Below are 26468 nucleotides of genomic sequence, written 5' to 3'. Positions count from 1 at the left end.
TCCTCCCGCACATCGACATCCGCGGGCTCCCAGCACACGCGGCCCTGCCGGATTGCCTCCGGCTCGGCCGAACCCCGCCTGCTTTCACCTGCGGCACGGGGCAAACCACCGCGGACCACCGATCAGGTGGCCGCCCGACGAGGGGGAAGGATCCTTCGTGACTGAAACCACTGACCTGTTACCAGGTGTGGCCACCCAAGACGCTGAAGCAACCGGCGCAACAACTTCCAAGAGCAGCGGCCTTGCAGGCCTGAAGCTCGCCCAGCTCCAGGCCCTCGCGGGCCAGCTCGGCATCACCGGCGGATCGAGGATGCGCAAGAGCGACCTCGTGTCGGCGATCTCCGACCACCAGCGCGGATCCGCAGTCGCCGACCGCCAGAAGACCCCCGCGGTCCGCAGTGAGCGCAGCGCAGACGCAGAGCGTCCCGTGACCGCCACCGTCCAGACCGGGACCGCCGCGGACAGCGGACAGGACGAGCAGTCGGCTCCGGCCGAGCGCCAGCCCCGCACCCGCAACCGCAACCGCCGCGCGGGCAGCGACGGCGTCGTCTCCGCACCCGCGTCCGACGCCGAACCGGTCGCCACCGAGCAGGTCGAGGCCCCGTCGCGCGACGCCGCCGAGGAGACTCCTGCCGGTGAGCAGCAGGACCGCGACAACGGCGGGCGCAACCAGCGGAACCGCCGCAACCGTCGCGGCGAGGACCGCTCCGAGGCCCAGGCGGGCTCGAACGAGTCCCAGAACGGCTCGCAGGGCGACGCCCAGAACGCCGGCCAGAACGAGTCCCAGCCCGAGGCCCGGTCCGGCCAGCAGGGCGAGGGACGGGGCGACCGCAACGAGCGCCGCTCCCGTTCACGCAACGGTCGCGACGAGGACCGTTCGAACGCTCCGGGCGACGGCCAGAACGACAGCGGCCGCAACGGCAGCGAGCGCAGCGACAACCGCGGCAACGGCTCCAACGGAGCCAATGGCGATGACGACGGCCGCGGCCGCAACCGCCGCAACCGCGCGAACCGCAACGGCACCAGCGGTCCAGAGGACCGCAACAGCCGCTTCCGCGACCGCAACGAGCGCAACGACCGTCGCCGCAACCGCAACCAGCCCGACGTCGACGACGTCGAGGTGACCGAGGACGACGTCCTGCTGCCGGTCGCCGGCATCCTCGACGTCCTCGAGAACTACGCCTTCGTGCGCACCTCCGGCTACCTGCCGGGCCCGAACGACGTCTACGTGTCGCTCGCCCAGGTCAAGAAGCACAACCTGCGCAAGGGCGACGCCGTCGTCGGCGCGATCCGTGCTCCCCGCGAGGGCGAGACCCAGGCCAGCGCACGCCAGAAGTTCAACGCCCTGGTGCGCGTCACCTCGGTGAACGGCAAGCCCGCCGAGGACCTCAAGGACCGCGTCGAGTTCGCGAAGCTCGTTCCGCTCTACCCCTCGGACCGCCTTCGCCTCGAGACGGACCCGAAGAAGATCGGCCCCCGCGTGATCGACCTCGTGGCCCCGATCGGCAAGGGCCAGCGTGGCCTGATCGTCTCCCCGCCGAAGGCCGGCAAGACCCTCATCCTGCAGGCGATCGCGAACGCCATCACGATCAACAATCCTGAGGTCCACCTCATGATGGTCCTGGTCGACGAGCGTCCCGAAGAAGTCACGGACATGCAGCGGACCGTCAAGGGCGAGGTCATCGCCTCGACGTTCGACCGTCCCGCCGACGACCACACCACGGTCGCCGAACTCTCCATCGAGCGCGCCAAGCGCCTCGTGGAGATGGGCATGGACGTCGTCGTGCTGCTCGACTCCATGACCCGCCTCGGACGTGCGTACAACCTCGCCGCTCCGGCGTCGGGCCGCATCCTCTCCGGTGGCGTGGACTCCGCGGCACTGTACCCGCCGAAGCGTTTCTTCGGCGCAGCGCGCAACATCGAGAACGGTGGCTCGCTCACCATCCTCGCCACCGCGCTGGTGGAGACCGGGTCCAAGATGGACGAGGTCATCTTCGAGGAGTTCAAGGGCACCGGCAACATGGAGCTCCGCCTCTCGCGCAGCCTCGCCGACAAGCGCATCTTCCCCGCCGTCGACGTCAATGCCTCCGGCACGCGCCGCGAGGAGAACCTGCTCTCGCCGGACGAGGTCAAGATCATGTGGAAGCTGCGTCGCGTGCTGTCGGGTCTGGAGACCCAGCAGGCACTCGAGCTGCTCACCAACAAGATCCGGGAGACGCAGTCCAACGTCGAGTTCCTGATGCAGGTCCAGAAGACCACGCTGGGCTCCAAGGACTCCGACTAGCAACGGCAGCCGTTCGGGACGGGCCGGCCATCTGGCCGGCCCGCCCCGGGCGGCTTCGTCCGTTAACCGGGGCGGTCGTCCCTGCCCTCCCGACCTTCGTAGACTGGCGGTAGACGCCGAAAGAGGTACACCCGATGTTCGAATCCATCCAGGGACTGCTCGACGAGCACTCCGAGCTGCAGGACCAGCTCGCCGACCCCGCCGTCCACGCCGACCAGGCGCTGGCCCGGAGGCTCGGCCGCCGGTACGCGGAGCTCGGCAGGATCGTCGACGCCCACAACCGGTGGACCGCCCTGCACGACGACCTCGAGGCCGCCCGCGAGATGGCGTCGGAGGACCCCGAGTTCGCCGCCGAGGTGCCCGTGCTCGAGGAGCAGCTCGCCACCGCCCAGGAGCGCCTGCGCCGCCTGCTCATCCCGCGTGACCCGAACGACGGCCGCAACGTCATCATCGAGGTCAAGGGCGGCGAGGGCGGCGACGAGGCGGCACTCTTCGCCGGCGACCTGCTCCGCATGTACGCGCGCTACGCCGAATCCCGGGGGTGGAAGACCGAACTCATCTCCGCTAACGAGTCCGACCTCGGTGGCTACAAGGACGTCCAGATGGCGATCAAGGGGTCCTCCAACGACCCCGCCGAGGGTGTCTACGCGCGCCTCAAGTTCGAGGGCGGCGTGCATCGCGTCCAGCGCGTGCCCGTCACCGAGTCGCAGGGCCGCATCCACACCTCCGCCGCAGGCGTCCTCGTGCTGCCCGAGGTCGACGAGCCGGAGGAGGTCGAGATCAGCCAGAACGACCTGAAGATCGACGTCTACCGCTCCTCGGGCCCGGGCGGCCAGTCCGTCAACACGACCGACTCCGCGGTACGCATCACCCACCTGCCCACCGGGATCGTCGTCGCGATGCAGAACGAGAAGTCGCAGCTGCAGAACCGCGAGGCCGCGATGCGGGTCCTCCGCTCACGCATCCTGGCCCACGAGCAGGAGAAGATCGACGCCGCGAACTCCGACATCCGCAAGTCGCAGATCCGCACCATGGACCGGTCCGAGCGCATCCGGACCTACAACTACCCGGAGAACCGGATCGCCGACCACCGCACGGGCTACAAGGCCTACAACCTCGACGCCGTCATGAACGGCGATCTGGAGCCCGTGGTGCAGTCGGCCATCGAGATGGACGAGCAGGCCCGCCTGGACGCCATCGGCACGGAAGAGTAGGCGTGGAGGAGGCCCTGCGGGTCGCCGAACAACGGCTCCGCGACGCAGGGGTCCCCAGCCCCCGGGTGGACGCCGAGCTCCTGGCCGCCCACCTGCTCGGCGTCTCCCGCGGGAGGCTCAGGGCGCTGGCCCTGACCGGTGCTCCGGTGCCCCCGGGATTCGAGGCCCTCGTCGACGAGCGCGCGCGGCGCGTCCCGCTCCAGCACCTGACCGGGGTCGCCCACTTCCGTCGCGTCGAACTCGCGGTGGGTCCCGGCGTCTTCGTCCCGCGGCCCGAGACGGAGACGGTCGCACAACTGGTGATCGACCGGGCATCGGAGCTCGAGGGACCGAAGATCGTGGACCTCGGGACGGGATCGGGCGCCATCGCCGCGGCCGTGGCCGACGAGGTGCCCGGTGCGGACGTGCAAGCCGTCGAGCTCAGCGACCTCGCCCTGGCCTGGGCCGCCCCGAACCTCGAGCCGTTCGGCGTGCAGCTCAGCCAGGGCGACCTGGCGACCGCACTCGCCGACCAGGACGGCACCTTCGACATCGTCGTGTCCAACCCCCCGTACATCCCGGCCGATGCCGTGCCGAACGAGCCGGAAGTGGCGGACCACGACCCGCAGATGGCCCTCTACGGCGGGGGAGCGGACGGCATGCGCCTGCCGCGTGCCGCGGCCGCCTCCGCCGCCCGCCTCCTTCGGCCGGGCGGATACTTCGTGATGGAGCACGCGGAGGTGCAGGCGCCCTGGGTCGCCGCCTTCCTCGAGCAGGCGGATGTCTGGACGACGATCCGGACGCACCAGGACCTCAGCGGACGGGACCGCGCGACGAGCGCCGTCCTCCGCGCCGGCACGACGCCGGCCACCACCCGGAAGGCAGCGCGATGACCGAACGCACCACGGGCCCGGGAGCCGGCGGCCCCCTGACGGTACCCGACGCGACACCCGACGGCGCCGCGACCCGCACCGACACCGTCGCGGTCGCCGCCGTGACCTACGACCGGCACGAGGAACTCGCGCAGCTCCTGCGCTCCCTGGCGGCGCAGAGCGCCCCGATCGCGACGGTCGCCCTCGTCGACTCGGGCACCCGGCCCGCGACCGACGTCGTCGAGGCCGCCGGCGGGACCATCCACTACCTCCGCTCGGAAGCCAACCTCGGCGGAGCCGGCGGCTTCGCCTTCGCGATCCTCGCGGCGATCGCGAGCGGCGCCCGGTGGATCTGGCTGATGGACGATGACGGGCACCCCGAGGACGAGCGCTGCCTCGCCGAACTGCTGCGTGCCGCCCACGACCACGACCTCGACATCGTCAGCCCGCTCGTCGCCGCGACGTCGGATCCCTCCCGGCTGTCCTTCAACTTCCGCATCAACGGCCTCCTCACCAACGACCGCGCCACGCTGGAGCCGATGGGCTATCTGCCCGACATGGTGCACTTCTTCAACGGTGCGCTGATCCGGGCGGAGGTGTTCGCGACGATCGGCCTGCCGGACATGAAGTTCTTCATCCGGGGCGACGAGGTCGACTTCCTGGCCCGCGTGCGGAAGGCGGGCCTGAAGTACGGCACGCTGGCGACCGTCGCCGTCCGCCACCCGGCCACCTGGTCCGAGATGAAGCCGATCTTCGGCGGCTTCATCACACCCGTCATCCCCGAGGGCGAGTTCAAGCGGTTCTCGTACTTCCGGAACCGCGCCTACCTGGCGCGCAAGTACCGCAACCTCCGCTGGTTCGGCGCGGACGTCATCGGCTTCCCGTACTACTTCCTCACCCAGCGCGACCTCAAGGGGCTCCGCGCCTGGTTCGCCGCCTACTCGGCCGGTCTGCGGGGCACGGGCTTCGGCCCTCCGCCGTCGTCCTGACCTGCACGTCGACCCGCCCCGCCCTGCCTCGCCGGGCAGCACGATGTGCGGAGCCGCCTGCCCGGATGGAAGGATGGGCAGGTGACAACGAGCTACGACTGTTCCGATCCCGCCCAGCGACGCGACGGCCTCACCGCCGCCCAGCGGGCGGTGTCGCTCAAGCAATGCGTCGTCCTGCCCACGGACACCGTGTACGGGATCGGCGCGGACGCCTTCTCACCGCAGGCGGTGGCCACCCTCCTCGCGTCGAAGGGCCGCGGCCGGAACATGCCCCCGCCCGTCCTCATCCCGCGTATCCAGACGCTCGACGGACTGGCGACCGATGTGCACCCGGACGCCCGTCGGCTCGCCGAAGCGTTCTGGCCCGGCGGGCTCACCCTGATCTGCCACGCCCAGCCCTCCCTGACGTGGGACCTCGGCGACACCCTGGGAACCGTCGCCCTCCGCATGCCGGACGACGACGTCGCGCTCGAACTGCTCGGGCTCACGGGCCCGCTCGCGGTGTCGTCGGCGAACAGGACCGGCGCGCCGGCAGCGACGACGGCGCCGGATGCCGCGGCGCAGCTGGCCGAATCGGTCGCCGTGTACCTCGATGCCGGTCCACGCACCGCCGCCGAGGGGACCGGATCCACCATCGTGGACGCCACCGGGGAGACTCTGCGGGTGGTGCGGCAGGGAACCCTCGCGCTGGACCGCCTCCGGGAGGTCGTCCCCGGCATCCTCGACATCGACGGGCATGCCGCGGACGGTGGCCCCGCCGCGCGGGACGACGCCGCCGACGACGGTGCTGCAGGGGGCCAGGCCTCCGCCTGAGCCGCGTCAGTCGGCGGGTGCTCCGCCGTCGTCCGCCCGATCCTGCGCGCGTGCGAGGACCTCACGGACCCGGGGGGCGGGCGGGATGCCCTGCTCCTCCGCCCAGCCCGGTACCTGGTCCTGGCCGAACCACATGAGCTCCACCCGGCGGACGTGCCCGTCGAGCCGGCCGCCCAGCAGGCCCGACAGTGCGTAGCCGCTTCCCACCGCGAGGCGGCACAGCGCCGAGGGCAGGATCCGGGGCCGTCCGCCGGCCGCCTCGAGGACGGTCCGCACGGTGAGTCCTTCCCACGGCTGCAGCACCCTGGACGGGACCGGCCCCGCGTGGCGGCCCACGGCGAGGACCAGACCGGCGAGGGCCTCGACGGACGTGATGGGCGACCTGGCGCTGCCCGGGGAGGCCACCGAGGCGAGGGGCGAGCGCGCGAGGCGGGCCAGCGCCGCCGTCGTCGGCCTGCCGCGCCCCTGCACGGACGTGGCACGGATGGTCACCACCGACAGCGCCGGCTCGTCCGCGGCCACGCGATCGATCGACTGTTCGCCGAGCGCCTTGCTGCGCGAGTACGCCGAGAACGGGTGCACCGTGTCCGTCGCGTCCAGTACCGGCGTCCTGCCCTGCACCGCGGCACTGCTCAGGTGGATGACGCGACCCACGCCCGCGGCCGCCGCGGCCCGGGCCACGACGGCGGGCAGCAGGGCGTTCGCACCCAGCAGTGCCTGCACGTCGCCGGATGACGGGGTCGCGAGTCCGGCGGCGTTCACGACGACGGAATGGCCCGCCATCGCGGCGCGGAGGCCGGCGCCGTCGAGGAGCGCCGCTTCAGCGACGAGCGCCTCCGGTGTGTCCGCAGCCGTCACCAGGCGGGGTGCCACAGCGGGCACCGCGTCCACGCCTGCCGCGCGGAGCGCCCGGAGGACCTCGGAACCGACGAAGCCCGAGCCGCCGAGGACGAGCCAGCTCATGCGGTGCCTCCCTGGCGGCCCGACGGACCGGACAGGGGCGCGAGGGGCGGCTCCGGCTGCCAGTCGGGATCCTTCAGGATGACCCTGGCAGCCCGCCAGCCGCGCCAGAGGGCGGACAGGCCGGAGAGTGACCGCTCCACCGCCACCAGGCGCAGGACCTCCTTGGCGGCCGAGAGGAAGGTCCCGACGCCGAACGCCACGGCGCTGTGGCGTCCATGGAGCCGGAGGTAGCGCGCGAGGTGGCCGCGGTTGCGCATGCCGCAGAACCGCGAGAGGTTGCTCGAGTCGTTGAGATGCCGGACCCGGAGGTCCACCTGGCGCTGGGCACGGGTCTTCCGCAGCACGAAGGCGTCGACGTACGCGACGGGATGCCGCTGCGAGATGAGCCAGCCGTACGTCAGGTCGTCCCCGTTGAGGAAGAACCGTGCGTCGGGGAGTCCGGTCTCGCGGACGACGTCGGCCGCCACCAGCATGCCCTCGAAGCAGCCGACATTCGTGTGGAAGACGCGCGACCGGGCGAAGACGTCGCCGCGGACCGGCAGGTGGACGCCGAGGGCCTCGTTCAGGATGTGCTGCCAGAAGAAGGGCTCACCCGCGGAGTCGTACCGGCGGCCGTGGATGCACGAGTAGCGGGGCATCCACGGGGCGAAGGACGCGAGCGCATCGGGGAACACGACGACGTCGTCGTCCATCAGCCACAGCCATTCGGCGCCCTCGGCCAGGGCCCTCGCCATCCCGGCGGCGAAACCACCGGCGCCGCCGGCGTTGTCCGGCAGACGGTGCACGATCAGCGGAACGGGCAGGTCCAGTTCGGCGAGCAGGTCCGCCGTGCCGTCCGTGCTGGCATTGTCGACGACGACCACGCCGGCCGGCGCCGGATCGAGCACCGCGATGGATGCGAGGAGTTCCCGGAGGTGGCCCACCCGGTTGAAGGTGGTGACGACGATGAACACGCTCGGAGAAGCGGCGTCAGGGACGTGCAACGTGTTCCTTCCGGGCCGCGCCAGGGCGGTGCGCAACGGACCAGGCAGAGGCGGTGCAGTTAGTATTCTCGGGTAGTAGCAGTCTATTACACCGTGTTCCGGTCCCGACCGGGCCAGTCCTGCACAGCCGGGCCGGGCAGCCCCGGCGGTCGCGCCTCCGGGTGGAACGCGGTGTCGGCCTGCATGACACCGTTAGGAATCATGGCACTCAACGAAGGCCGGGCACCCGCCCGGAAATCCGGCTCCACTGCAGCAACTCCGTCCGGCGACAAGCCGGCGATCTGGCTGTGGTCGCAGTACCTTCTCGACGCTGCGGCCTGGATCGTGGCCATCCTCCTCGCGCTGATCCTCCGCTACGAACTCCTCGTCAAGGAGGTCAACGTCCCCGGGATCGCGGCGTTCTGCGCCGTGGCCGTCGTCGCCCAGCTGGTGGTGGGACTCAGCTTCGCGCTGTACCGGGGACGCTACAGTTTCGGCAGCTTCCACGAGGCGAAACTGCTCGTGATCGTCGCGGTCCTCGTCGCCGTGATCCTGGTGCTCGTCAGCGTGGCGTTCTTCACGGTCATCGAGGTGCCGCGCAGCATCGGCGTCATCGCCTTCCCGTTCGCCTGCATGTTCCTGGCCGCCACGCGCTACCTCAAGCGCATGTACGTCGAGAGCAAGGCGAAACCGGGGGAGGACGCCCAGCGCACGCTGATCTACGGAGCCGGCTTCCTCGGCAACTCCCTCGTCGGCCGCATGATGCAGGACCCGGGATCGCCCTACTTCCCCGTCGGCCTGATCGACGACGATCCCGCCAAGAAGCACCTGCGCCTGGCGTCGGTGCCCGTCCTCGGCAGGATCGACGACCTGCGCGACGTCGCGGCCCGCACCCAGGCCTCCGTCCTCGTCATCGCCTTCGCCGACGTCGAGGCCGCCCAGGTGCGCCGTGTCTCGGACCTCGTCGCGGGCCTCGGCATCAAGGTGCTGGTCCTGCCGCCGCTGAGGGACATGCTCGGCGGCGCCGGCGCGGGCATCGCCGACTTCCGGGAGGTGGCGGTCGAGGACCTGATCGGGCGGCGCCCGGTGGACATCCACCCTGACGAGGTCGCGGGCTACGTCACCGGGAAGCGGGTCCTGGTGACCGGTGCAGGGGGGTCGATCGGGTCCGAACTGTGCCGCCAGCTCGCCGGCTTCCTCCCCGCGGAGCTCATCATGCTTGACCGCGACGAGACCGGCCTCCAGTCGACGCAGATCTCGCTCACGGGCCGGGGACTGCTCACGGGCCGCGACACCGTCCTGGCCGACATCCGCGACGCGGACGCGCTGCGCGACATCTTCGAGGACCGCAAGCCGGAGGTCGTCTTCCACGCCGCGGCCCTCAAGCACGTGTCGCTGCTGGAGCAGTATCCGGAGGAGGCCTGGAAGACGAACGTACAGGGCACCCTGAACGTGCTCCGGGCATCCTCGGCCGTCGGCGTGACCAACTTCGTCAACATCTCCACGGACAAGGCGGCCGACCCCACCAGCGTGCTCGGCCACTCCAAGCGCGTCGCGGAGAGGCTCACGTCCTGGCAGGCGGAACGCACCGGCCAGAAGTACGTCTCCGTCCGCTTCGGCAACGTCATCGGGAGCCGCGGCTCCATGCTCCCCCTCTTCACGGAGCAGATCCGCAACGGCGGACCGATCACGGTGACCGATCCCGAGGTGACCCGGTTCTTCATGACCATCCCGGAGGCCTGCCAGCTCGTCGTGCAGGCCGGGGCCATCGGCAGGGGAGGGGAGGTGCTCATCCTCGACATGGGGGAACCCGTGAAGATCCTCGACGTCGCGCAGCGCATGATCGCGATGTCCGGCAAGGACATCGACATCGTCTTCACGGGCCTGCGGCCCGGCGAGAAGATGCACGAGGACCTGATGGGCGCCGGCGAGGACGACTCCCGTCCGCTCCACCCCAAGATCTCCCACACCTCCGTCGCACCGCTCGACCCCCAGCGGCTGAGCCTCCGGGAATGGAAGGCCGAGGGCGGCTTCGACGGCCGGCGGAGCATCGCAGCCGTCGGCGGCGAAGGCGGTGCCGGACCGGCATCACCGGGCGGAGCGAGCGCCTCCCCGTCCCGCTCGGGTGCCGGCGGGCCTGCGTCATGACCGGACTCCTCACCCTCGTCGCTCTCGTCGCACTGGGTCTCTCCCTGGCGCTGCCCGTCGTCGTCAAGCCGTTGCTGAGGACGCTGGGCGTCATCGACATCCCGAACGACCGCTCCTCGCACAGCACGATCGTGATCCGCGGCATGGGAGTGGCCGTGGCAGTGGCGCTCCTGGTGGCGCTCGCGCTCTCCCTCGCGACGGGTCTGGTCGCCGTGGACCGGTCGCTCATCCTGATCATCATCTGCATGGTCGGCGCCTCGGCCACCCTCGGCTGGATCGAGGACTTCCGCGGCCTGTCCATCCGGGTGCGCCTCTCGGCGCAGCTCCTGGTCGGCGTGATCGGCACAGCGGCGCTGGCCACCACCATCGACGACAGCAGCTACTGGTGGGTCCCGATCGGGGCGATCGCCCTCGCCACCTACATCAACGCCGCGAACTTCATGGACGGGATCAACGGGATCTCGGGCATGCACGGACTCGTCGTCGGACTCTTCTACTCGCTGGCCGGCGTGCTCAGCGACCAGCTGTGGCTGACGGTTGCGGGCCTCGTGGTGGCGGCGGCCTTCGCCGGGTTCCTGCCGTGGAACCTCGGCCGGGGGTTCGTGTTCCTCGGCGACGTCGGCAGCTACCTCCTCGGTGCCTCCATCGCCGCGATCGCGGTCACGGGACTGCTGGCGGGGGTCTACCTCGAATACCTGCTCTCGCCCGTCCTGATCTACCTCGCCGACACCTTCACCACCTTTCTGCGCCGTGCCCGCCGGGGCGAGCGCCTGTACACCGCGCACCGGCAGCACGTGTACCAGCGGCTCACGGACACCGGCCTCAGCCATGTGCAGGTCTCGATCCTCGTCAGCGTCCTCTCCGCCCTGACGGCGGCCGCGGGATTCGTGCTCGCCACCGCGACGGCGCCCCTCGCCGTCACCGCGTCCCTGTTCGCCGCGGCCGTCGTCGCGCTGTACCTGTATTCACCCCGGATCTTCCGCGCCCTCGCGCGGCGGCGGGTGGCCGGCCGGGCATGACGCCCGCGGCCCGTCTTCGTGGTGCTGTAGAATTTCAGGCGCCGGGTGCGACGACGACGGATCGCGCGGACCCGCACCAGCCCTCCCGACGCCGTCGACGGAGGACCAGCAGGGCGCCGGACGGCGCAGCCGACAGAGCGGACAGCACGTGCCACGACCGGAGCACCCGGCGACCGGAGCCGACCACCCGAACCTCGTGACCGCCTCGGAGGCCACCGCGTCCCCCTGGCTCGGCATCCTCGCGCGGAGTGCCGCTGCAGGCGGTGCCGTGGCGCTGGTGCTCGCGGCCGCCGCAGCCCTCGCGACCGCACCCTCCGCGGGCCTGAGCGTCGTCTTCGGCGCCGCACTCGTCATGGCGTTCTTCGGTATCAGCCTCCTGATCGGGCACTTCACCGGCAGGACCAATCCCTCGGGTGCCCTGGGCCTCTTCGCCGTCACCTACGCCATCAAGGTGGTCGGGTTCGCCGCGGTCCTGTTCCTCCTCGGGACGCCGGGCTGGCTCGACCGCACCTGGTTCTTCACCGGAGCGCTCGCCACCGTCATCGCGTGGCAGGTCGCCGAGGTCCTCGCGTTCTCCAGGCTGAGGACGCCCCTCTACGACGAGAGTGTTCCGGCAGCGACCGGTGCGCCGACGGCGTCCGACCCGGCAGAGGGGCACTGAGATGGCAGGCACCGACCGGGGCCCGGACGAGGCCGCCGCCACGCCCCCGCAGGATATCGACGCCCGCTTCTCCAACGGCGGCTACAACGCGGGCATGGCCGTCTTCAGCTACATCATTGGCGGGATCCTGGTGTGGAGTTTGATAGGCTGGGGGCTGGATAATCTCCTCGACACGCGCTGGTTGGTGCTGGCGGGAGCGTTCTTAGGTGCAGCAGGGGGTTTCTATCTCTCCCACATGCACAATCTCACCCGGAACCATGCAGCGGACCCGCACAGGGGCTCGCCGGCTACGTCCCGCGCCGAGGCCGAACCCGAGTGATTCCCCATAACTTAACGAGTCGGACCAGTTCCACTGCGACCGAACAGATCTTGCCCAACGATGGACACTGCAGAGAGGAAACGCGTTGATCGCGCTTGCGCTCCCGGCCGCAACTACCGAAGAGGGATTCGTAGCCCCGACGATCGAGGACACCCACTACCGGGACATCCTCCCGTGGGGCGGCGAGTACGGCGTCCTGCTGGACCCCGGTTTCGGGAAGCAGATGCTGCTGACCATCCTCTCGGTCGTCCTCATCGCCACGTTCTTCCTGATCGCCTCCCGCCGCCGGCAGCTGGTCCCGGGGAAGGTGCAGTTCCTCGGTGAGGCCGCGTACGGTTTCGTGCGCAACTCCATCGGCAAGGACATCATCGGCGGCCGCGACTTCCTCAAGTACGTCCCCTGGCTCTTCACCGCCTTCTTCTTCGTGCTGGTGAACAACATCTTCGGGGCCGTCCCGTTCCTGCAGCTGCCGACGTTCTCCCACCCGGGCAGCGCCTACGGCATCGCCGCCATCTTCTTCCTGCTCTGGGTCGGCATCGGCCTCAAGAAGCACGGCATCCGCTACTTCAAGCTCGCCGTCGTCCCGTCGGGCGTCCCCTGGTACATCCTCCTGATCGTGGTGCCGATCGAGATCATCTCGAACTTCATCGTCCGGCCGGTCACGCACTCGCTGCGACTCTTCGCGACCATGCTCGCCGGCCACCTCATCGTGACCCTGGCCGGCTCGGCCATCGAGTACATGGTGATGACGGGGAACATCCTGCTGCAGGGCACGAGCGTGCTGGTCCTCGTCGGATCGGTCGCCATGTACATGCTCGAGGCGCTGATCATGATCCTCCAGGCCTACGTCTTCACGCTGCTCGCCGCGATCTACATCGAAGGCGCACTGCACGCCGACGCCCACTGATTCACACAAGTCTTCCCCGTCGGGGATGATCCCAAACAACCTGTCGCACCAAGGCGGCATCTTGAAAGGAACACAATGGAAGTACAGGGTAGCCTCAACCTCGTTGGATACGGTCTCTCCGCAATCGGCGGTGGTATCGGTGTCGGCCTCGTCTTCGCGGCCTACATCAATGGCGTAGCTCGCCAGCCTGAGGCACAGCGTGTCCTCCAGCCCATCGCCTTCCTCGGCCTTGCACTGACCGAAGCCCTCGCGATCCTGGGCCTCGTCTTCGCCTTCGTCATCGGCGCCTGATCAAGCCGTCCTGACCGACCGAAGACACGTTGAAGAAAGACGGGTGAAAAATGCTTAACGCAGCGATTATGGCGGCGGAAGAGGGCTCCAACCCTCTGATCCCTAACCTCTGGGAACTGCTGGTGACCGTTGTCGGCTTCGCCGTCCTGCTGTTCATCGTCTTCAAGTACGTCATGCCGGCGTTCGAGAAGACATTCGCAGAGCGCACCGAGGCGATCGAAGGCGGTATCGCCAAGGCAGAGGCCGCACAGGCCGAGGCCAACGCGGCCCTCGACGAGTACAAGCAGCAGCTTGTCGATGCTCGCACCGAGGCGAACCGCATCCGTGAGGAAGCCCGCGCCGAAGGCGCTCAGATCCTTGCGGACCTCAAGGAGAAGGCGGCGGCCGAGTCCGCTCGCATCACCGAGCAGGCTCACGTGCAGATCGAAGCAGAGCGCCAGGCCGCAGTGGTCTCGCTCCGCGCCGAGGTCGGTACGCTCGCCACCGACCTCGCGAGTCGCATTGTCGGGGAATCGCTCGCCGATGACGCCCGTTCGTCGCGTGTCATCGACCGGTTCCTCGCGGACCTCGAGACCTCGTCGCAGAGCGCAGGTGCAGCGAAGTAATGGCAGGAGTATCGAGCCTCTCCCTCGCAACGGTCCGTGAAGGACTGGAGTCCCGGCTGCCCGGCACGAGCCTGGCGCTGGCCGAGGACCTGTTCGGCGTGCTGTCGATCCTCGACAGCAATGCTGGCCTGCGCCGCGCGCTGACGGATCCCTCGCGCACCGGCAAGGACAAGGCCGTGCTGGTGGACCAGCTCATCGCCGGTCGCGTCTCGTCCGAGGCAGCCGGCGTGGTGCGTGACCTCGTCAACGAGCGCTGGGCGAATGCACGCGACATCGGCGATGCCCTGGAGACCCTCGCGGCCACCGTGGTCATCTCGGTGGCCGAGCAGGGCAGCGGTGTGGAGGGCTTGGAACAGCTCGAGAACGAGCTGTACTCCTTCATCCAGGTCGTGGCCTCGAATCACGCCCTGCAGAGGGCACTGTCCGAAGCACAGGCGTCGTCGGAGTCGAAGGTGGCCCTCGGCCTCAAGCTCGTGCCCCAGGCCGGCCCCGCCGGCCGGCTCCTGATCGCCCAGGCCGTGCGGTCGCCGCGCGGACTGAAGCCCGCGGCCCTCGTGGAACGATTCCTCGAGCTGGTCGCCGCACGCCAGCAGCGCTGGATCGCCGACGTCAGCGTCACCCGTCCGCTGACGGCGAGCCAGCTCGAGAAGCTGGAGTCCGGGTTGAACACCATGTACGGCCGCGAGCTCAAGGTCAACGTGAAGATCGACCCCTCACTGATCGGCGGAGTCCGTGTCAGCGTCGGAGACGAAATGGTCGACTCCACGGTGATCACGCGCTTGTCCGAGCTCCGCCGCAAGCTGGCGGGATAGGCGAACGCGCCTCGTGACATCCGTGTCACATCCACAGAATCACACACCGGTCGCCACGCATCCCACGGGGACCAACAACACAGGAGAGCAGGGACTGAGATGGCCGAATTGACCATCAACGCCGAAGACGTCCGTAGTGCGTTGAACGACTTTGCGGCGTCCTACGAGCCCGGAAACGCGGAGCGCGTCGAAGTCGGCCGCGTGACCACCGCAAGTGACGGCATTGCCCGTGTCGAGGGTCTCCCCTCCGTCATGGCCAATGAGCTGCTGCGGTTCGAGGACGGCACGCTCGGACTCGCCCAGAACCTCGACACCCGCGAAATCGGCGTCGTCGTCCTCGGTGACTACAACGGAATCGAAGAAGGCCAGGAAGTGCACCGCACGGGGGAGATCCTCTCCGTTCCCGTCGGTGACGCGTTCCTCGGCCGCGTCGTCGACCCCCTGGGCCAGCCCATCGACGACCTCGGCGAGATCGTCGCCGAGGGCCGCCGTGCGCTCGAGACCCAGGCTCCCGGCGTCACGCAGCGCAAGTCGGTGCACGAGCCCATGCAGACCGGGCTCAAGGCCATCGACGCGATGATCCCGATCGGGCGCGGCCAGCGGCAGCTGCTCATCGGTGACCGCCAGACCGGCAAGACCGCGATCGCCGTGGACACCATCATCAACCAGAAGGCCAACTGGGCTTCCGGTGACGTGAACAAGCAGGTCCGCTGCATCTACGTCGCGATCGGCCAGAAGGCATCGACGATCGCCGCCGTCCGCCAGACCCTCGAGGACAAGGGTGCCCTGGAGTACACGACCATCGTCGCGTCCCCCGCATCGGACCCCGCAGGCTTCAAGTACCTGGCGCCCTACGCCGGTTCGGCCATCGGCCAGCACTGGATGTACGGCGGCAAGCACGTCCTCATCGTGTTCGACGACCTGTCGAAGCAGGCTGAGGCCTACCGTGCGGTGTCGCTCCTCCTGCGCCGTCCGCCGGGACGCGAAGCCTACCCGGGCGACGTCTTCTACCTGCACTCCCGCCTCCTCGAGCGTTGTGCCAAGCTCTCCGACGAGCTCGGCGCCGGTTCGATGACGGGCCTGCCGCTGATCGAGACCAAGGCGAACGACGTGTCCGCCTACATCCCGACCAACGTCATCTCCATCACCGACGGCCAGATCTTCCTGCAGTCGGACCTCTTCAACGCCAACCAGCGCCCCGCGGTCGACGTCGGTGTGTCCGTATCCCGCGTTGGCGGTGCCGCGCAGGTGAAGTCGATGAAGAAGGTCTCGGGCACGTTGAAGCTCGACCTCGCCCAGTACCGCGACATGCAGGCCTTCGCGATGTTCGCCTCCGACCTGGATGCGGCCTCGCGCCAGCAGCTGACGCGTGGAGCCCGGCTGATGGAGCTGCTCAAGCAGGGCCAGTACTCGCCGATGCCGGTCGAGCAGCAGGTCGTCTCCATCTGGGCCGGAACGAACGGCTACCTCGACGACGTACCCGTCGAGGACATCAACCGCTTCGAGACGGAGTTCCTGGAGCACCTCGGCCACACGTCGCCGATCCTCACCACGCTCGCCCAGACGGGCAAGCTCGAGGACTCGACCATCGACGAGCTGAAGACGCAGATCACCAACTTCAAGCAGGGCTTCTTCGGAGCCGGCGCGAACGGTGTCCACGCGGGCCACGAGGAGCACGAAGCGATCGACGCCGATTCGGTCGAGCAGGAAAAGATCGTTCGACAGAAGCGCTAGCGGACCTGCCGCCGGGAGGGTGAACCCCCTCCCGGCGGGCAGGACCCTGGCCTGATCGCTTCCCCCACCGGGAGCGGAGGAAAGGACAAGAATGGGAGCCCAGATCCGGGTCTACCGCCAGAAGATCGCCTCGACCACGTCGACGCGCAAGATCTTCAAGGCGATGGAGCTGATCGCGACTTCTCGCATCGGCAAGGCACGCGCACGTGTCGCATCGGCCCTGCCGTACGCGAACGCGATCACGCGGGCCGTGTCGGCCGTATCGTCGCAGTCGGAGATCGACCACCCGCTGACCACCGAGCACGGTCAGGTGCGTCGCGCCGCGGTGCTGGTGCTGACCTCCGATCGCGGCCTCGCAGGTTCGTACTCGGCCAGCGCCCTCAAGCAGGCGGAGGGGCTCTTCGAGACGCTCCGCTCCGAGGGCAAGGAGATCCAGGCCTACCTGCTCGGACGCAAGGCGCAGTCGTACTTCGACTTCCGCGGACGCGGCTACGAGCGGGTCTGGACCGGCGGCACCGATGCTCCCGAGTTCAGCACCGCCCGCGAGGTCGGTGAGGCTCTCCTGTCCACCTTCCTGAAGGACTACGAGGACGGGGGCGTGGACGAGATCCACGTCGTCTACACGAAGTTCCGCTCCATGGTCGTGCAGGAGCCGTCGGTCATGCGCCTGCTACCGCTCGAGGTCGTGGACGAGCAGGTGCCCCAGGACGGCGAGCTCCTCCCGCTCTACGAATACGAGCCGGAGCCGGAGCAGGTCCTCGACGCACTCCTTCCGAGGTACATCGAGTCGCGCATCTTCGCTGCCATGCTGCAGGCCGCCGCGAGCGAGCTCGCCGCACGCCAGCGGGCCATGAAGTCCGCGGGTGACAACGCGACCGAGCTCATCAAGAAGTACACCCGCCTCCGCAACACCGCACGCCAGGCGGAGATCACCCAGGAACTCTCGGAGATCGTGGCCGGCGCGGACGCGCTCAACGCGTCCTGACGCTCCTGCCCATCCGGGCCCGCGAGGGCGCCGGGTGCACCGCTAGACTTAGTTCCACGCCATCTACGTAAATGAAGTGAGAGAGATGACTGCCCAGACTGTTGAACACGGTACGGACTCAGTTGCCCCCGGCGCCACCGGCCGTATTGCACGTGTCATCGGCCCGGTTGTCGACGTCGAGTTCCCGGCCGACGCAATCCCCGCAATGTACAACGCCCTCACCACCGAGATCACTCTCAACGGTGAGACCCGCCTGATCACCTTCGAGACCTCGCAGCACCTCGGCGACAACCTCGTGCGTGCCATCTCGCTGCAGGCCACCGACGGCCTCGTCCGCGGCACCGTCGTGCAGGACACCGGAGCAGCGATCTCCGTGCCCGTCGGCGACGGCGTGAAGGGCCACATCTTCAACGTCCTGGGCAAGCCCCTCGACGTCGAGGAGTCGGCGCTCGAGATCACCGAGCGCTGGCCCATCCACCGCAAGGCCCCCAGCTTCGCGTCCCTCGAGGGTTCGACGGAGATGCTGGAGACCGGCATCAAGGTCATCGACCTCCTGACCCCCTACATCAAGGGCGGCAAGATCGGACTGTTCGGTGGTGCCGGTGTCGGCAAGACCGTCCTCATCCAGGAGATGATCACGCGTGTCGCCCGCAACTTCGGTGGCACCTCGGTGTTCGCCGGGGTCGGCGAGCGCACCCGTGAGGGCAACGACCTCTGGGTCGAAATGGAAGAGGCCGGCGTCCTCAAGGACACCGCCCTCGTGTTCGGCCAGATGGACGAGCCGCCGGGAACGCGCCTCCGCGTGGCCCTCTCGGCGCTGACCATGGCCGAGTACTTCCGCGATGTGCAGAACCAGGACGTGCTGCTCTTCATCGACAACATCTTCCGGTTCACGCAGGCGGGCTCGGAGGTGTCGACCCTCCTGGGCCGCATGCCGTCCGCCGTGGGCTACCAGCCCAACCTGGCCGACGAGATGGGTCTCCTGCAGGAGCGCATCACCTCGACCAAGGGCCACTCGATCACGTCCATGCAGGCGATCTACGTGCCCGCTGACGACTACACCGACCCGGCTCCGGCAACCACCTTCGCGCACCTCGATGCGACCACCGAGCTCTCGCGCGAGATCGCGTCCCGTGGCCTGTACCCGGCCGTGGACCCGCTCGCCTCGACCTCGCGCATCCTGGATCCGCAGTACATCGGCCACGACCACTACAACACGGCCGTGCGCGTGAAGCAGATCCTGCAGAAGAACAAGGAACTGCAGGACATCATCGCGATCCTCGGCATCGACGAGCTCAGCGAAGAGGACAAGGTCATCGTCGCGCGTGCGCGCCGCATCCAGCAGTTCCTGTCGCAGAACACCTACACCGCCAAGCAGTTCACCGGCGTCGAGGGTTCGACGGTCGCCATCAAGGACACCATCGAAGGCTTCTCGGCGATCTGCAACGGCGACCTCGACCACATCGCGGAGCAGGCGTTCTTCAACGTCGGTGGCCTCGACGACGTCGAGCGCCAGTGGGCCAAGATCCAAGAGCAGACCGGTAAGTAACGCCGATGGCATCACACGGCGAACTCGAGGTCGAAATCGTCGCGGCCGACCACTTCGTGTGGTCGGGCGCGGCGCGTACGGTCAACGCGCGCACCGCCAACGGGCAGATCGGGATCCTTCCCGGCCACGCCCCGATCCTCGCGATCCTCGAAGCGGGGGAACTGTCGGTGGAACCGGTCAACGGCGAACGCCTGGTGGTCGGTGTGGACGGTGGTTTCTTCTCCGTCGATTCGAACCGCGTCGTGATCGTGGCGGACAACGCCAGGGTCGGCGGTTCGGTGACTCCGGAATCCGTCTAGGCTTCCCTGCATGGAGGCACTCGGTGTGACGTTCATCTGCCTTGCGGTCGTCTTCGGCCTGCTCGTGCTCGTGATCGCCGCGTTCCTCCTCCGTCGCTACCAGCTCAACCGTGCCCTCGGCACGTTCGACGCCTCCATCCGCCTCCCTCCCAAGGGCTGGCGGGTGGGGGTTTGTCGTTATACGGACAAGAACCTGGAGTGGTTGAGCCTCCTGTCCCTGAGCCCCATCCCGAGATTCCGCTTCCTCCGCAGCTCGCTGGAGGTCGAGGGGTGGCGGGCGCCCACCGAGGCGGAACGCGTCCGGATCCAGCCGGGGGCGATCATCGTCCAGCTGGCCTACGAGGGCGAACCCTTCGACCTCGCCATGAAGTACGACGTCTACGCCGGGCTCTCCTCCTGGATCGAGGCCGGTCCCGTCATCGGTATCGGCACCTGGCGCTGAGCGGACGCCTCCCGAGGCAGCCGGGCCGAGCGGCTCAAATGTCCAGCGGCCGGACCCACGCGCCGGCGCGGAGCACGCCCCTCAGTTCCAGGTCCGGCGACACCACGACGGCGTCGGCACGCAGCCCGGTGCGCAGGCTGCCGAGCTCGTCGGCGAGTCCCAGGACCACCGCCGGGACCGCGGCCGCGGAGCGGACGGCGTCCGCCAGGCCCACGCCGGCCTCCACCGCGCAGCGCACCACATCGAGCAGGCTCCCTGAGCCCCCGGCGAGTGCTCCCGTCGCGGTCAGGACGGCGGACTCCCCGACGAGCGAGATCTCGCTGCGCCCCAGGCGGTAGGTGCCGGTCGCGCACCCCGCCGCCGCCGTCGAATCGCTGACCAGGCAGATGTTCTCCGACCCCGCGATCGTGAAGGCCATCCGCACGGTCTCCGGGTGCAGGTGCACGTTGTCGGCGATCAGCTCGACGGCGATCTCGCCGGCTCGTGCCCGCTGCAGGAGCAGGGGTACCGGGCCGGGGGAGCGGTGGTGGATGGCCGGCATCGCATTGAAGAGGTGCGTGGCGGTCGGGCGTCCGCTGAATCCCGCGAACCCCGTGGCTGCCAGCTCCTCGTTGATCAGGTCCAGCCCTGCCGTGGCTTCCTCCGTCGTGCTGTCCGTATGGCCGATCGACGGGATGACCCCGTGCATCACGAGTTCGTAGACGAGCACGTCGCTGCCGGGCAGTTCCGGGGCGTAGGTCATGGAGGCGAGGTGCCCCCGGCCAGCGGTCACCAGCCGGGCGACGTCCTGCTGCGTCGGCAGGAGGAGGAACTCCGGGTCGTGCGCCCCGTTGCGCCGGCGCGAGAGGAACGGGCCTTCCGCGTGGATGCCGGCGACCAGCCCGGACTCCGCCGCGGCGGCGAGCCTGCCGAAGGCCGACTCGAGGTCCTCGAGGGGCGCGGCGCAGGTACTGGCGAGCACCGTCGTCGAGCCGCTGCTATGGAGGTGGGCGGCGGCCGCCTCGATGTCGGCGGCGGACCCCGAGGTGAAATCGCCGCCGCCCGCGCCGTGGCAGTGGAGGTCGATGAGCCCGGGCAGGATCAGGAATCCCTCGGGCAGCTGCTCCACCGCCTGGTCCTGGTCGTCCACCCCGGCGCCGGTGATGCGCGTGCCCTCCCAGCGCAGGACGCCGTCCTCGACGATCCCCGACTCGGTCACCAGTCGTCCGGACAGGGCAGTGGGCGTTCCGCTCGCGAGGGCCATGGTCCGATTCTAGGGCGTCGGCTCCAGGGCCGGGCGGGCTAGAAGAGCCGCGACGCGCTGTCGTCGACGCCGCGCATGGCGTCGTAGTCCAGGGTGAGGCAGTCGATGCCCCGGTCCAGCGCGAGCACGCGGGCCTGCGGCTTGATCTGCTGGGCGGCGAAGACGCCCCGCACCGGCGACATGAGGGGATCGCGGTTCAGCAGTTCGAGATAGCGCGTGAGCTGCTCGACGCCGTCGATGTCCCCGCGGCGCTTCAGTTCGATGGCGACGGTGCGCCCGGCCGCGTCCCGGGCGAGGATGTCGACGGGACCGATCGCGGTCATGTACTCACGGCGGATCAGGGTGAAGCCGGTTCCCAGCAGTTCGATCTGCTCTGCGAGCAGTCTCTGGAGGTCTGCCTCGACCCCGTCCTTGACGAGTCCCGGATCCACCCCGAGGTCGTGCGAGGAATCGTGCAGTTGCTCACGGATGCTGATGACGAGCCGATCGTCGCTCTTGGCGTGCTGCACCGTCCAGACCGCGGTGATGCCCTCGGCGCGATCCGCGTCGTCGGGCTCGCTCACCCGGAGCGTCGCGGGCGGGCTCATCCAGTTGAGGGGTTTGTAGGAGCCGCCGTCCGAGTGCACCAGGACCGACCCGTCCGCCTTCACCATCAGGAGCCGGGTGGCAAGAGGGAGATGCGCCCGGAGGCGGCCGACGTAGTCGACGGAGCAACGGGCTATCACTAAACGCACAAGCATCCTTCAGATCTGCCGGACGGACCGTCCTGCGGGCGATGGACCATCGATGCGCAGGACCTGTCCATTCTAGGGGCGCACGGCACGCCCACCGAACCCGACGGGTACCGTCCACGACCTCGTGAGTGGCGTGCGGGCGAGAGGCCAGTAGCGCCGGCCGCAGAATACGCGCCCCTCCGGGGAAGACGAGTATCCGCGGGCGTTGTCGGCACCATCCTGCCCGCTCAGACTTTAGGGGAGCCGCCACGCAGGAGTCCGATGCGAACGTTCTCCTTCGCCTGGTCCTCCCCGAAGATCCCACATGAGCCGACTACCCGCGACGTCGCGAGGCAGGAACACAACCATGAGATCACGCAGATTCGCGACCAGCGTCGCCGCCGTCGCTCTCCTCGTCGGCGGTGCGGTGGGACCGCTCGCGCCGGCCGCCCATGCCGACCACACCCGGCAGCACACCTGCGACCAGGCCGGCGGCCAGTTCACCCAGGGTGCACTGCCGGGACAGGACCGCTGCGTCGTGGTCGTGACCACTTCGATCACCGGGCCGTTCGGCCGTCCGACGAGTTCGCTGGGCGATCCGGTGGCCGTGAACTCCCCGTTGACGACCGAGACGCCTGTCGTCCCGACCGGTGCACCGGGCGTGCGGACGGAGACGCGCGACGTCGGGGACCCCGTCGTCGTCGAGGGTGAGCGTCGCGGCGAACCTGAGGTGACCTCGGAGGAGGTCGACGCCGGCGAGGCGACGGCAACTCCGGTCGTCGTCGCCGGGACACCCGAGGTCGCAAGCCGCACCGAGCGTGGAACACCCACCAGCACCGACGCACCCGGCACGCGCAACTGCGAGCGGGTCAACAACGAGAACGGAACACGGGGCGTCGAGCGGTGCGAGCGGACCGTCGTGACCACCACGACCACTCCGACGACCGTCATCACCACCACCACCACGCCTCAGCAGCGCGTCACCACGACGACCCAGCCGAGGCAGACCGTCATGACGACGACGACGCCGGTGACGGACGTCTTCACCTCGACCCAGCAGCAGGAGTCGTGCGTCACCACCACGCAGCCGACGTCGTTCACCAGGACCAGCACCCAGCTGACCACGCAGTCGCAGATCGTGACCTACCAGCAGCGGACCATGACGACGACGACCACGAGCACCTTCCGGTACGTCGGCGGCGGACCCGGCACGCTGGAACTGGTCGTCTTCCCGGTAGCCCCCAATCCGCGGGTGCAGACCTCCACCACCGCCGCGGAGCCGCTCGTGGCGACGGTCGGACTGATCGCCGGTCCGCCGCAGGTCACCGTCGAGACGCTGCCGGGCCAGGACATCGTGACCACGACCTGCGCTCCTATCGCCCCCGAGATCACGACGGCCGACGGCGAGACCACCGAGGACGTGGAGAGCGTCTCTGCTCCGGCCGCCCCCGTGATCACGGTCGCACGAGAGGATCTGGACCCGATCGTCACCGAGACCACCGTGCCCGGACCACCCGTCGTGACCGTCAGCACCCGCGGAACCGGCAGCACCTGCTTCAACAATCCCTCGACGGCGGCCCAGCGCGCCAACCGCTGCTGACAGGGTCCCCCGACGCGCGACCCTTCCCGTCCCCACCAGGACCGGGAAGGGCGCCGACGGACGCAGGCTCCGGTAGCACCGGTCCGCGCATTCCCCGTCGATCGTGCAGACTGGGACGGTGCCCCGTTCCAACCGTCCGAACCGCCCGCGTGGTTCCGCCCGACCCAAGTGGGCCGCACCGCCGGAGGTGGACCTCGAGCGGGCCCGCGCGGGACTGCCGCTCCGTGAGTCGGCTCCCGACGGCGAGTGGTCGGTCCGGCGCATCACCGAACGGAACGCGGCCAAGACCTACACCTGCCCGGGCTGCAACTCGGCCATCCTGCCGGGTATCGCCCACCTCGTCGTGTGGCGCGAGGATTCGCTGTTCGGACCCGAGACGGCCCTCGCGGACCGGCGGCACTGGCATGTGAGGTGCTGGCAGACGCGGAGCTTCCGCTACTGAAGCGCTACTGACGCGCTGCCGGTCGTCCTGCCGACACGCTACTGATGCGCTGCCGGTCGTCCTGCCGACACGCTACTGATGCGCTGCCGGTCGTCCTGCCGACACGCTACTGATGCGCTGCCGATCGTGCAGCCCGTCGTCCTGCCCGTCGTACTGCCCGTCGTCCTGCCGGTCGTGCAGCCGGTCGTGCAGCCGGGCGGAACGCGGCCGACCTAGACTGGGGGGATGGCCAGCGATACCCCCTCCTACACCTTCACGACCAGCGACGAGGCGGTGGAGATCCGGGCGTCGACGGTACTCCCCGCGGACCGCCGGAACATCGAACTGCGCACCGCGGACGGCCTCACCCTCGTGGGGGAGTTCGCGGCGCCCGAAGGACGCACCCCCGCAGCCACCCTGGTGACGCTCCACCCGCTGCCGACGCACGGCGGTTTCATGGACTCCCACGTGTACCGGAAGGCGTCCTTCCGGCTGCCCGCCCTCGCCGACATCGCGGTGCTGCGCTTCAACACCCGCGGCACGTGCTCGCCGCGGGGCTGCAGCGAGGGGGCGTTCGACGGCGGCGACGGGGAACGCCTCGATCTGCAGGCCGCGGTCGACTGGGCGGTGGCGCAGGGACTCCATCACATCTGGCTCGTGGGCTGGTCCTTCGGGACGGAACTGTGCCTGAAGTACGGAGCCACGGATCCGGTGGCGGAACTCATCGAGGGGGCCATCCTGCTCTCGCCGCCGCTGCACCGCGCCGACGACGGCGATCTCGATGCCTGGGGCGCGAGCGGACTGCCCCTGAAGGTCCTGGTCCCCGAATTCGACGACTACCTGGTGCCCGACGACGCCGCGGCACGCTTCTCGCGGGTCCCGCAGGCCGACGTGACGGGCATCGACGGGGCCAAGCACCTGTGGGTGGGGGAGAAGTACGCGGCCCGGGCGCTCAACGAGATCGTCGGCGTCGTCCGCCCCGAGCTGTCCCTGCCGCTGCCCTCGCAGTGGCTGGGCCCGGCCGCCGTCGCGCCGTCACCGGCAGGCTGAGCTCGGAAGCGGTTACTGGCTGTCCTGGCGCGCGATGAAGACTTCCTTCAGGAGCAGCATCACGGCCGCCGCCGTCGGGATGGCGATCAACGCGCCGAGGACGCCGAGGAGGCTGCCTCCCGCGATCACCGCGATCACCGCGACCGCGCCCGGTACGGCGACTGCGCGCTGCATGATCCGCGGTGAGATGAAGTACGCCTCGAACTGCAGGTAGGCCACGTAGGGGATCGCGAACAGCAGGGCCGTGTGCCAGCCGACCGTGAGCGCGATCAGGCTGACCAGGACGGCGGCGATCGTGCCGCCCACGAGCGGGATGAAGGCGAGGAGTGCGACGACGAACGCCAGCAGCACGGAGAACGGGACGTCGGCGAGCGACATCACGATGAACGCGAAGGAGCCATTCAGCAGTGCCACGCAGGCCTGCCCGATGACGTACATGCCGACGCTGCGCGTGATCTCCTCGGAGAGGACCTCGACGCGGGGCCTGCGCGAGCGGGGGGCGAGCCTGTACGCCCACTTCTTGATGGAGGGCAGGGATGCGAGGAAGTACAGCGCGAGGACCAGGATCACCAGGGTGCCGAAGAGTCCGTTGAGGATCACGGTGCCCACCCCGAGGACGCCGCCGAAGATGCCGCCGACCGCCTCGCTGTTGGCGAAGAACCTGTCGATCTCCGAGCTCACGCGGTCCCGCAACTGGAACTGTGCGTCCACCGTGGTGAAGAACTCCGACTTGAGGAAGTCGTCCGCGTAGCCCGGGGCCCGATCGACGATCTGCGAGGTCTGGCTGACGATCGTCGGGATCAGGAGGGCGAAGAAGCCTGCCACGATACCGACGAGGATCGAGAGGGACACCGCGATGCCCGCCGGCCGCGGTACGTGCTTGGTCTCGAGCCACCGCACGATCGGGTCGAGTCCGAGCGCGATGAACAGCGCCGCCCCGATCCAGACGAGGAGCTGGCCGACGTTCGTGATGATGAAGAACGCCAGGAGCGCGAGCCCCACGCCCACGCTCATCATGAAACCGAAGTGGATGGGGTGCGCGCGCATGCTCCGGGGATAGGCGCCACCGAACTTCAGCCGTTCGTCGCTCAGCGACACGTCCGGGTCCACGGCGACAGGATCGGGCTCGCGCTCCGGCGGGAACTCGAAGCGCGGCCGGGGCTGGGCCGACGGGAGCGCCCTGCGTGCGACGGCGAAGAGCGACCGCAGGGTCGACGGCGGGGTTCCACCGATCGGAGGACCCGCGGGGAGCGGTGCGTCCTCGCTCCCCGTCGGCTCGGGCCGCGGGAGCGGCTGGTCGAGCGGGACGTCCTGGTGGTCTGTCAACGAAGAGCTCTGCTTTCACGTGTCCGGTGCTGTCACCGCGGGTGGTCCGACTAGCGAAACCCTAACAGTGAGGGGGATCCGGACGGCGTTCTTGACGAACACGGTCCCGCGCCGTGTGCCGTGCGCCCCCGGACCACCCTGGTGCGGGTGGGCCTGTGCGCGTGACCGGTCCGGCCGGGCGATGTTCGTTACCATTGGGTGACTATTCCTGAGTGGCCTGGCGCGGCATGCTGCGCCGGGCCATCAGAGCGGAAGGGGCCACGCGGTC

General features: G+C 69.3%; 26 protein-coding genes. 21 read left to right on the top strand and 5 right to left on the bottom strand.

Annotated elements, in window-relative coordinates:
• Positions 1-157: 157 nt before the first annotated feature.
• The 5 genes from rho to AC0Z9V_RS04580 all read left to right on the top strand — a co-directional run bounded on the left by rho (position 158) and on the right by AC0Z9V_RS04580 (position 6151).
• On the top strand, positions 158-2284 hold the full coding sequence (rho, locus tag AC0Z9V_RS04600; RefSeq protein ID WP_485140862.1) for a transcription termination factor Rho: 2127 nt from the start codon (positions 158-160) through the stop codon (positions 2282-2284).
• Between the two features lie 134 nt (positions 2285-2418).
• Complete coding sequence (gene prfA, locus AC0Z9V_RS04595) at positions 2419-3498, top strand: peptide chain release factor 1 (RefSeq protein WP_133080853.1); 1080 nt, start codon at positions 2419-2421, stop codon at positions 3496-3498.
• Between the two features lie 2 nt (positions 3499-3500).
• Positions 3501-4370, top strand: a complete 870-nt coding sequence (prmC, locus tag AC0Z9V_RS04590) for a peptide chain release factor N(5)-glutamine methyltransferase (protein WP_485140861.1) — start codon at positions 3501-3503, stop codon at positions 4368-4370.
• A complete protein-coding gene (locus AC0Z9V_RS04585) occupies positions 4367-5338 on the top strand; it encodes a glycosyltransferase (RefSeq protein ID WP_133080851.1) in 972 nt (323 codons plus the stop codon). Before prmC ends, AC0Z9V_RS04585 begins: the two co-directional genes overlap by 4 nt.
• A gap of 81 nt (positions 5339-5419) precedes the next feature.
• Positions 5420-6151: an L-threonylcarbamoyladenylate synthase gene (locus tag AC0Z9V_RS04580; RefSeq protein WP_133080850.1), complete on the top strand. Its 732-nt coding sequence runs from the start codon at positions 5420-5422 to the stop codon at positions 6149-6151.
• 6 nt (positions 6152-6157) lie between these two features.
• Here AC0Z9V_RS04580 and AC0Z9V_RS04575 read toward each other — a convergent pair whose 3' ends face one another.
• On the bottom strand, positions 6158-7114 hold the full coding sequence (locus AC0Z9V_RS04575; RefSeq protein ID WP_485140860.1) for an NAD-dependent epimerase/dehydratase family protein: 957 nt from the start codon (positions 7112-7114) through the stop codon (positions 6158-6160).
• Entirely contained in the window at positions 7111-8097 is a 987-nt protein-coding gene (locus AC0Z9V_RS04570) for a glycosyltransferase (protein WP_459269103.1), read from the bottom strand. The genes AC0Z9V_RS04575 and AC0Z9V_RS04570 overlap by 4 nt, the downstream gene beginning before the upstream one ends.
• A gap of 201 nt (positions 8098-8298) precedes the next feature.
• Between AC0Z9V_RS04570 and AC0Z9V_RS04565 the strand changes: the two genes are divergently transcribed.
• The 13 genes from AC0Z9V_RS04565 (at position 8299) to AC0Z9V_RS04505 (ending at position 19847) form a co-directional block, all read left to right on the top strand.
• Entirely contained in the window at positions 8299-10224 is a 1926-nt protein-coding gene (locus tag AC0Z9V_RS04565; protein WP_485140859.1) for a polysaccharide biosynthesis protein, read from the top strand.
• A complete protein-coding gene (locus tag AC0Z9V_RS04560; protein ID WP_485140858.1) occupies positions 10221-11243 on the top strand; it encodes an MraY family glycosyltransferase in 1023 nt (340 codons plus the stop codon). Before AC0Z9V_RS04565 ends, AC0Z9V_RS04560 begins: the two co-directional genes overlap by 4 nt.
• 148 nt (positions 11244-11391) lie before the next feature.
• Positions 11392-11904, top strand: coding sequence for a Cg1360 family ATP-synthase-associated protein (locus AC0Z9V_RS04555; RefSeq protein ID WP_459269101.1), 513 nt, complete (start codon positions 11392-11394; stop codon positions 11902-11904).
• 1 nt (position 11905) lies between these two features.
• Positions 11906-12223: a hypothetical protein gene (locus AC0Z9V_RS04550; protein ID WP_244186259.1), complete on the top strand. Its 318-nt coding sequence runs from the start codon at positions 11906-11908 to the stop codon at positions 12221-12223.
• A gap of 85 nt (positions 12224-12308) precedes the next feature.
• Positions 12309-13130: a F0F1 ATP synthase subunit A gene (atpB, locus tag AC0Z9V_RS04545; protein WP_133080844.1), complete on the top strand. Its 822-nt coding sequence runs from the start codon at positions 12309-12311 to the stop codon at positions 13128-13130.
• Between the two features lie 75 nt (positions 13131-13205).
• Complete coding sequence (locus AC0Z9V_RS04540; protein WP_019481292.1) at positions 13206-13421, top strand: ATP synthase F0 subunit C; 216 nt, start codon at positions 13206-13208, stop codon at positions 13419-13421.
• Positions 13422-13471: 50 nt separating this feature from the next.
• Positions 13472-14026 (top strand): F0F1 ATP synthase subunit B, encoded by a 555-nt coding sequence (locus AC0Z9V_RS04535; protein WP_133080843.1) that lies wholly within the window; start codon positions 13472-13474, stop codon positions 14024-14026.
• Positions 14026-14838, top strand: coding sequence for a F0F1 ATP synthase subunit delta (locus tag AC0Z9V_RS04530; RefSeq protein ID WP_485140857.1), 813 nt, complete (start codon positions 14026-14028; stop codon positions 14836-14838). Before AC0Z9V_RS04535 ends, AC0Z9V_RS04530 begins: the two co-directional genes overlap by 1 nt.
• Positions 14839-14937: 99 nt before the next feature.
• Positions 14938-16572 carry a F0F1 ATP synthase subunit alpha gene (gene atpA, locus AC0Z9V_RS04525; protein WP_133080841.1) on the top strand — a complete coding sequence of 545 codons (1635 nt, stop codon included), beginning with the start codon at positions 14938-14940 and terminating at the stop codon, positions 16570-16572.
• A 91-nt stretch (positions 16573-16663) separates the two neighbouring features.
• Positions 16664-17557, top strand: a complete 894-nt coding sequence (locus AC0Z9V_RS04520; RefSeq protein ID WP_133080840.1) for a F0F1 ATP synthase subunit gamma — start codon at positions 16664-16666, stop codon at positions 17555-17557.
• Between the two features lie 85 nt (positions 17558-17642).
• Positions 17643-19106: a F0F1 ATP synthase subunit beta gene (atpD, locus tag AC0Z9V_RS04515; RefSeq protein WP_133080839.1), complete on the top strand. Its 1464-nt coding sequence runs from the start codon at positions 17643-17645 to the stop codon at positions 19104-19106.
• 5 nt (positions 19107-19111) lie between these two features.
• Entirely contained in the window at positions 19112-19405 is a 294-nt protein-coding gene (locus AC0Z9V_RS04510) for a F0F1 ATP synthase subunit epsilon (RefSeq protein ID WP_133080838.1), read from the top strand.
• A gap of 10 nt (positions 19406-19415) precedes the next feature.
• A complete protein-coding gene (locus AC0Z9V_RS04505; protein WP_133080837.1) occupies positions 19416-19847 on the top strand; it encodes a DUF2550 domain-containing protein in 432 nt (143 codons plus the stop codon).
• Between the two features lie 34 nt (positions 19848-19881).
• Here AC0Z9V_RS04505 and AC0Z9V_RS04500 read toward each other — a convergent pair whose 3' ends face one another.
• The gene (locus tag AC0Z9V_RS04500) at positions 19882-21090 is read right to left on the bottom strand and encodes an N-acetylglucosamine-6-phosphate deacetylase (RefSeq protein ID WP_485140856.1); all 1209 of its coding nucleotides are present in this window, start codon (positions 21088-21090) and stop codon (positions 19882-19884) included.
• Between the two features lie 38 nt (positions 21091-21128).
• On the bottom strand, positions 21129-21824 hold the full coding sequence (gene nucS / locus AC0Z9V_RS04495) for an endonuclease NucS (RefSeq protein ID WP_133080835.1): 696 nt from the start codon (positions 21822-21824) through the stop codon (positions 21129-21131).
• 346 nt (positions 21825-22170) lie between these two features.
• On the opposite strand from nucS, the gene AC0Z9V_RS04490 reads away from it, so the two are divergent.
• From AC0Z9V_RS04490 to AC0Z9V_RS04480, 3 genes are all read left to right on the top strand, one after another.
• On the top strand, positions 22171-23403 hold the full coding sequence (locus AC0Z9V_RS04490; RefSeq protein WP_485140855.1) for a hypothetical protein: 1233 nt from the start codon (positions 22171-22173) through the stop codon (positions 23401-23403).
• 118 nt (positions 23404-23521) lie between these two features.
• Positions 23522-23845, top strand: coding sequence for a hypothetical protein (locus tag AC0Z9V_RS04485; protein ID WP_133080833.1), 324 nt, complete (start codon positions 23522-23524; stop codon positions 23843-23845).
• 225 nt (positions 23846-24070) lie between these two features.
• Positions 24071-24874, top strand: coding sequence for an alpha/beta hydrolase (locus AC0Z9V_RS04480; protein ID WP_485140854.1), 804 nt, complete (start codon positions 24071-24073; stop codon positions 24872-24874).
• Between the two features lie 12 nt (positions 24875-24886).
• Here the strand turns inward: AC0Z9V_RS04480 and AC0Z9V_RS04475 are convergent, their stop codons facing one another.
• Positions 24887-26200, bottom strand: a complete 1314-nt coding sequence (locus AC0Z9V_RS04475; RefSeq protein ID WP_432206141.1) for an AI-2E family transporter — start codon at positions 26198-26200, stop codon at positions 24887-24889.
• Between the last annotated feature and the right edge of the window lie 268 nt (positions 26201-26468).

The sequence above is a fragment of the Arthrobacter sp. UYP4 genome, from assembly GCF_057291175.1.
This window is presented reverse-complemented; position numbering and strand designations above follow the sequence as displayed.

What these genes read in the sequence shown, in the direction of transcription:
- AC0Z9V_RS04585 (WP_133080851.1), top strand. Translation starts at nt 4,367, where the DNA reads ATGACCGAACGCACCACGGGCCCGGGAGCCGGCGGCCCCCTGACGGTA.
- AC0Z9V_RS04530 (WP_485140857.1), top strand. Translation starts at nt 14,026, where the DNA reads ATGGCAGGAGTATCGAGCCTCTCCCTCGCAACGGTCCGTGAAGGACTG.
- atpD (WP_133080839.1), top strand. Translation starts at nt 17,643, where the DNA reads ATGACTGCCCAGACTGTTGAACACGGTACGGACTCAGTTGCCCCCGGC.
- AC0Z9V_RS04535 (WP_133080843.1), top strand. Translation starts at nt 13,472, where the DNA reads ATGCTTAACGCAGCGATTATGGCGGCGGAAGAGGGCTCCAACCCTCTG.
- AC0Z9V_RS04490 (WP_485140855.1), top strand. Translation starts at nt 22,171, where the DNA reads ATGAGATCACGCAGATTCGCGACCAGCGTCGCCGCCGTCGCTCTCCTC.
- AC0Z9V_RS04540 (WP_019481292.1), top strand. Translation starts at nt 13,206, where the DNA reads ATGGAAGTACAGGGTAGCCTCAACCTCGTTGGATACGGTCTCTCCGCA.
- AC0Z9V_RS04575 (WP_485140860.1), bottom strand. Translation starts at nt 7,114, where the DNA reads ATGAGCTGGCTCGTCCTCGGCGGCTCGGGCTTCGTCGGTTCCGAGGTC.
- AC0Z9V_RS04550 (WP_244186259.1), top strand. Translation starts at nt 11,906, where the DNA reads ATGGCAGGCACCGACCGGGGCCCGGACGAGGCCGCCGCCACGCCCCCG.
- prfA (WP_133080853.1), top strand. Translation starts at nt 2,419, where the DNA reads ATGTTCGAATCCATCCAGGGACTGCTCGACGAGCACTCCGAGCTGCAG.
- AC0Z9V_RS04560 (WP_485140858.1), top strand. Translation starts at nt 10,221, where the DNA reads ATGACCGGACTCCTCACCCTCGTCGCTCTCGTCGCACTGGGTCTCTCC.
- AC0Z9V_RS04505 (WP_133080837.1), top strand. Translation starts at nt 19,416, where the DNA reads ATGGAGGCACTCGGTGTGACGTTCATCTGCCTTGCGGTCGTCTTCGGC.
- AC0Z9V_RS04500 (WP_485140856.1), bottom strand. Translation starts at nt 21,090, where the DNA reads ATGGCCCTCGCGAGCGGAACGCCCACTGCCCTGTCCGGACGACTGGTG.
- AC0Z9V_RS04565 (WP_485140859.1), top strand. Translation starts at nt 8,299, where the DNA reads ATGGCACTCAACGAAGGCCGGGCACCCGCCCGGAAATCCGGCTCCACT.
- AC0Z9V_RS04510 (WP_133080838.1), top strand. Translation starts at nt 19,112, where the DNA reads ATGGCATCACACGGCGAACTCGAGGTCGAAATCGTCGCGGCCGACCAC.
- AC0Z9V_RS04520 (WP_133080840.1), top strand. Translation starts at nt 16,664, where the DNA reads ATGGGAGCCCAGATCCGGGTCTACCGCCAGAAGATCGCCTCGACCACG.
- atpA (WP_133080841.1), top strand. Translation starts at nt 14,938, where the DNA reads ATGGCCGAATTGACCATCAACGCCGAAGACGTCCGTAGTGCGTTGAAC.
- AC0Z9V_RS04480 (WP_485140854.1), top strand. Translation starts at nt 24,071, where the DNA reads ATGGCCAGCGATACCCCCTCCTACACCTTCACGACCAGCGACGAGGCG.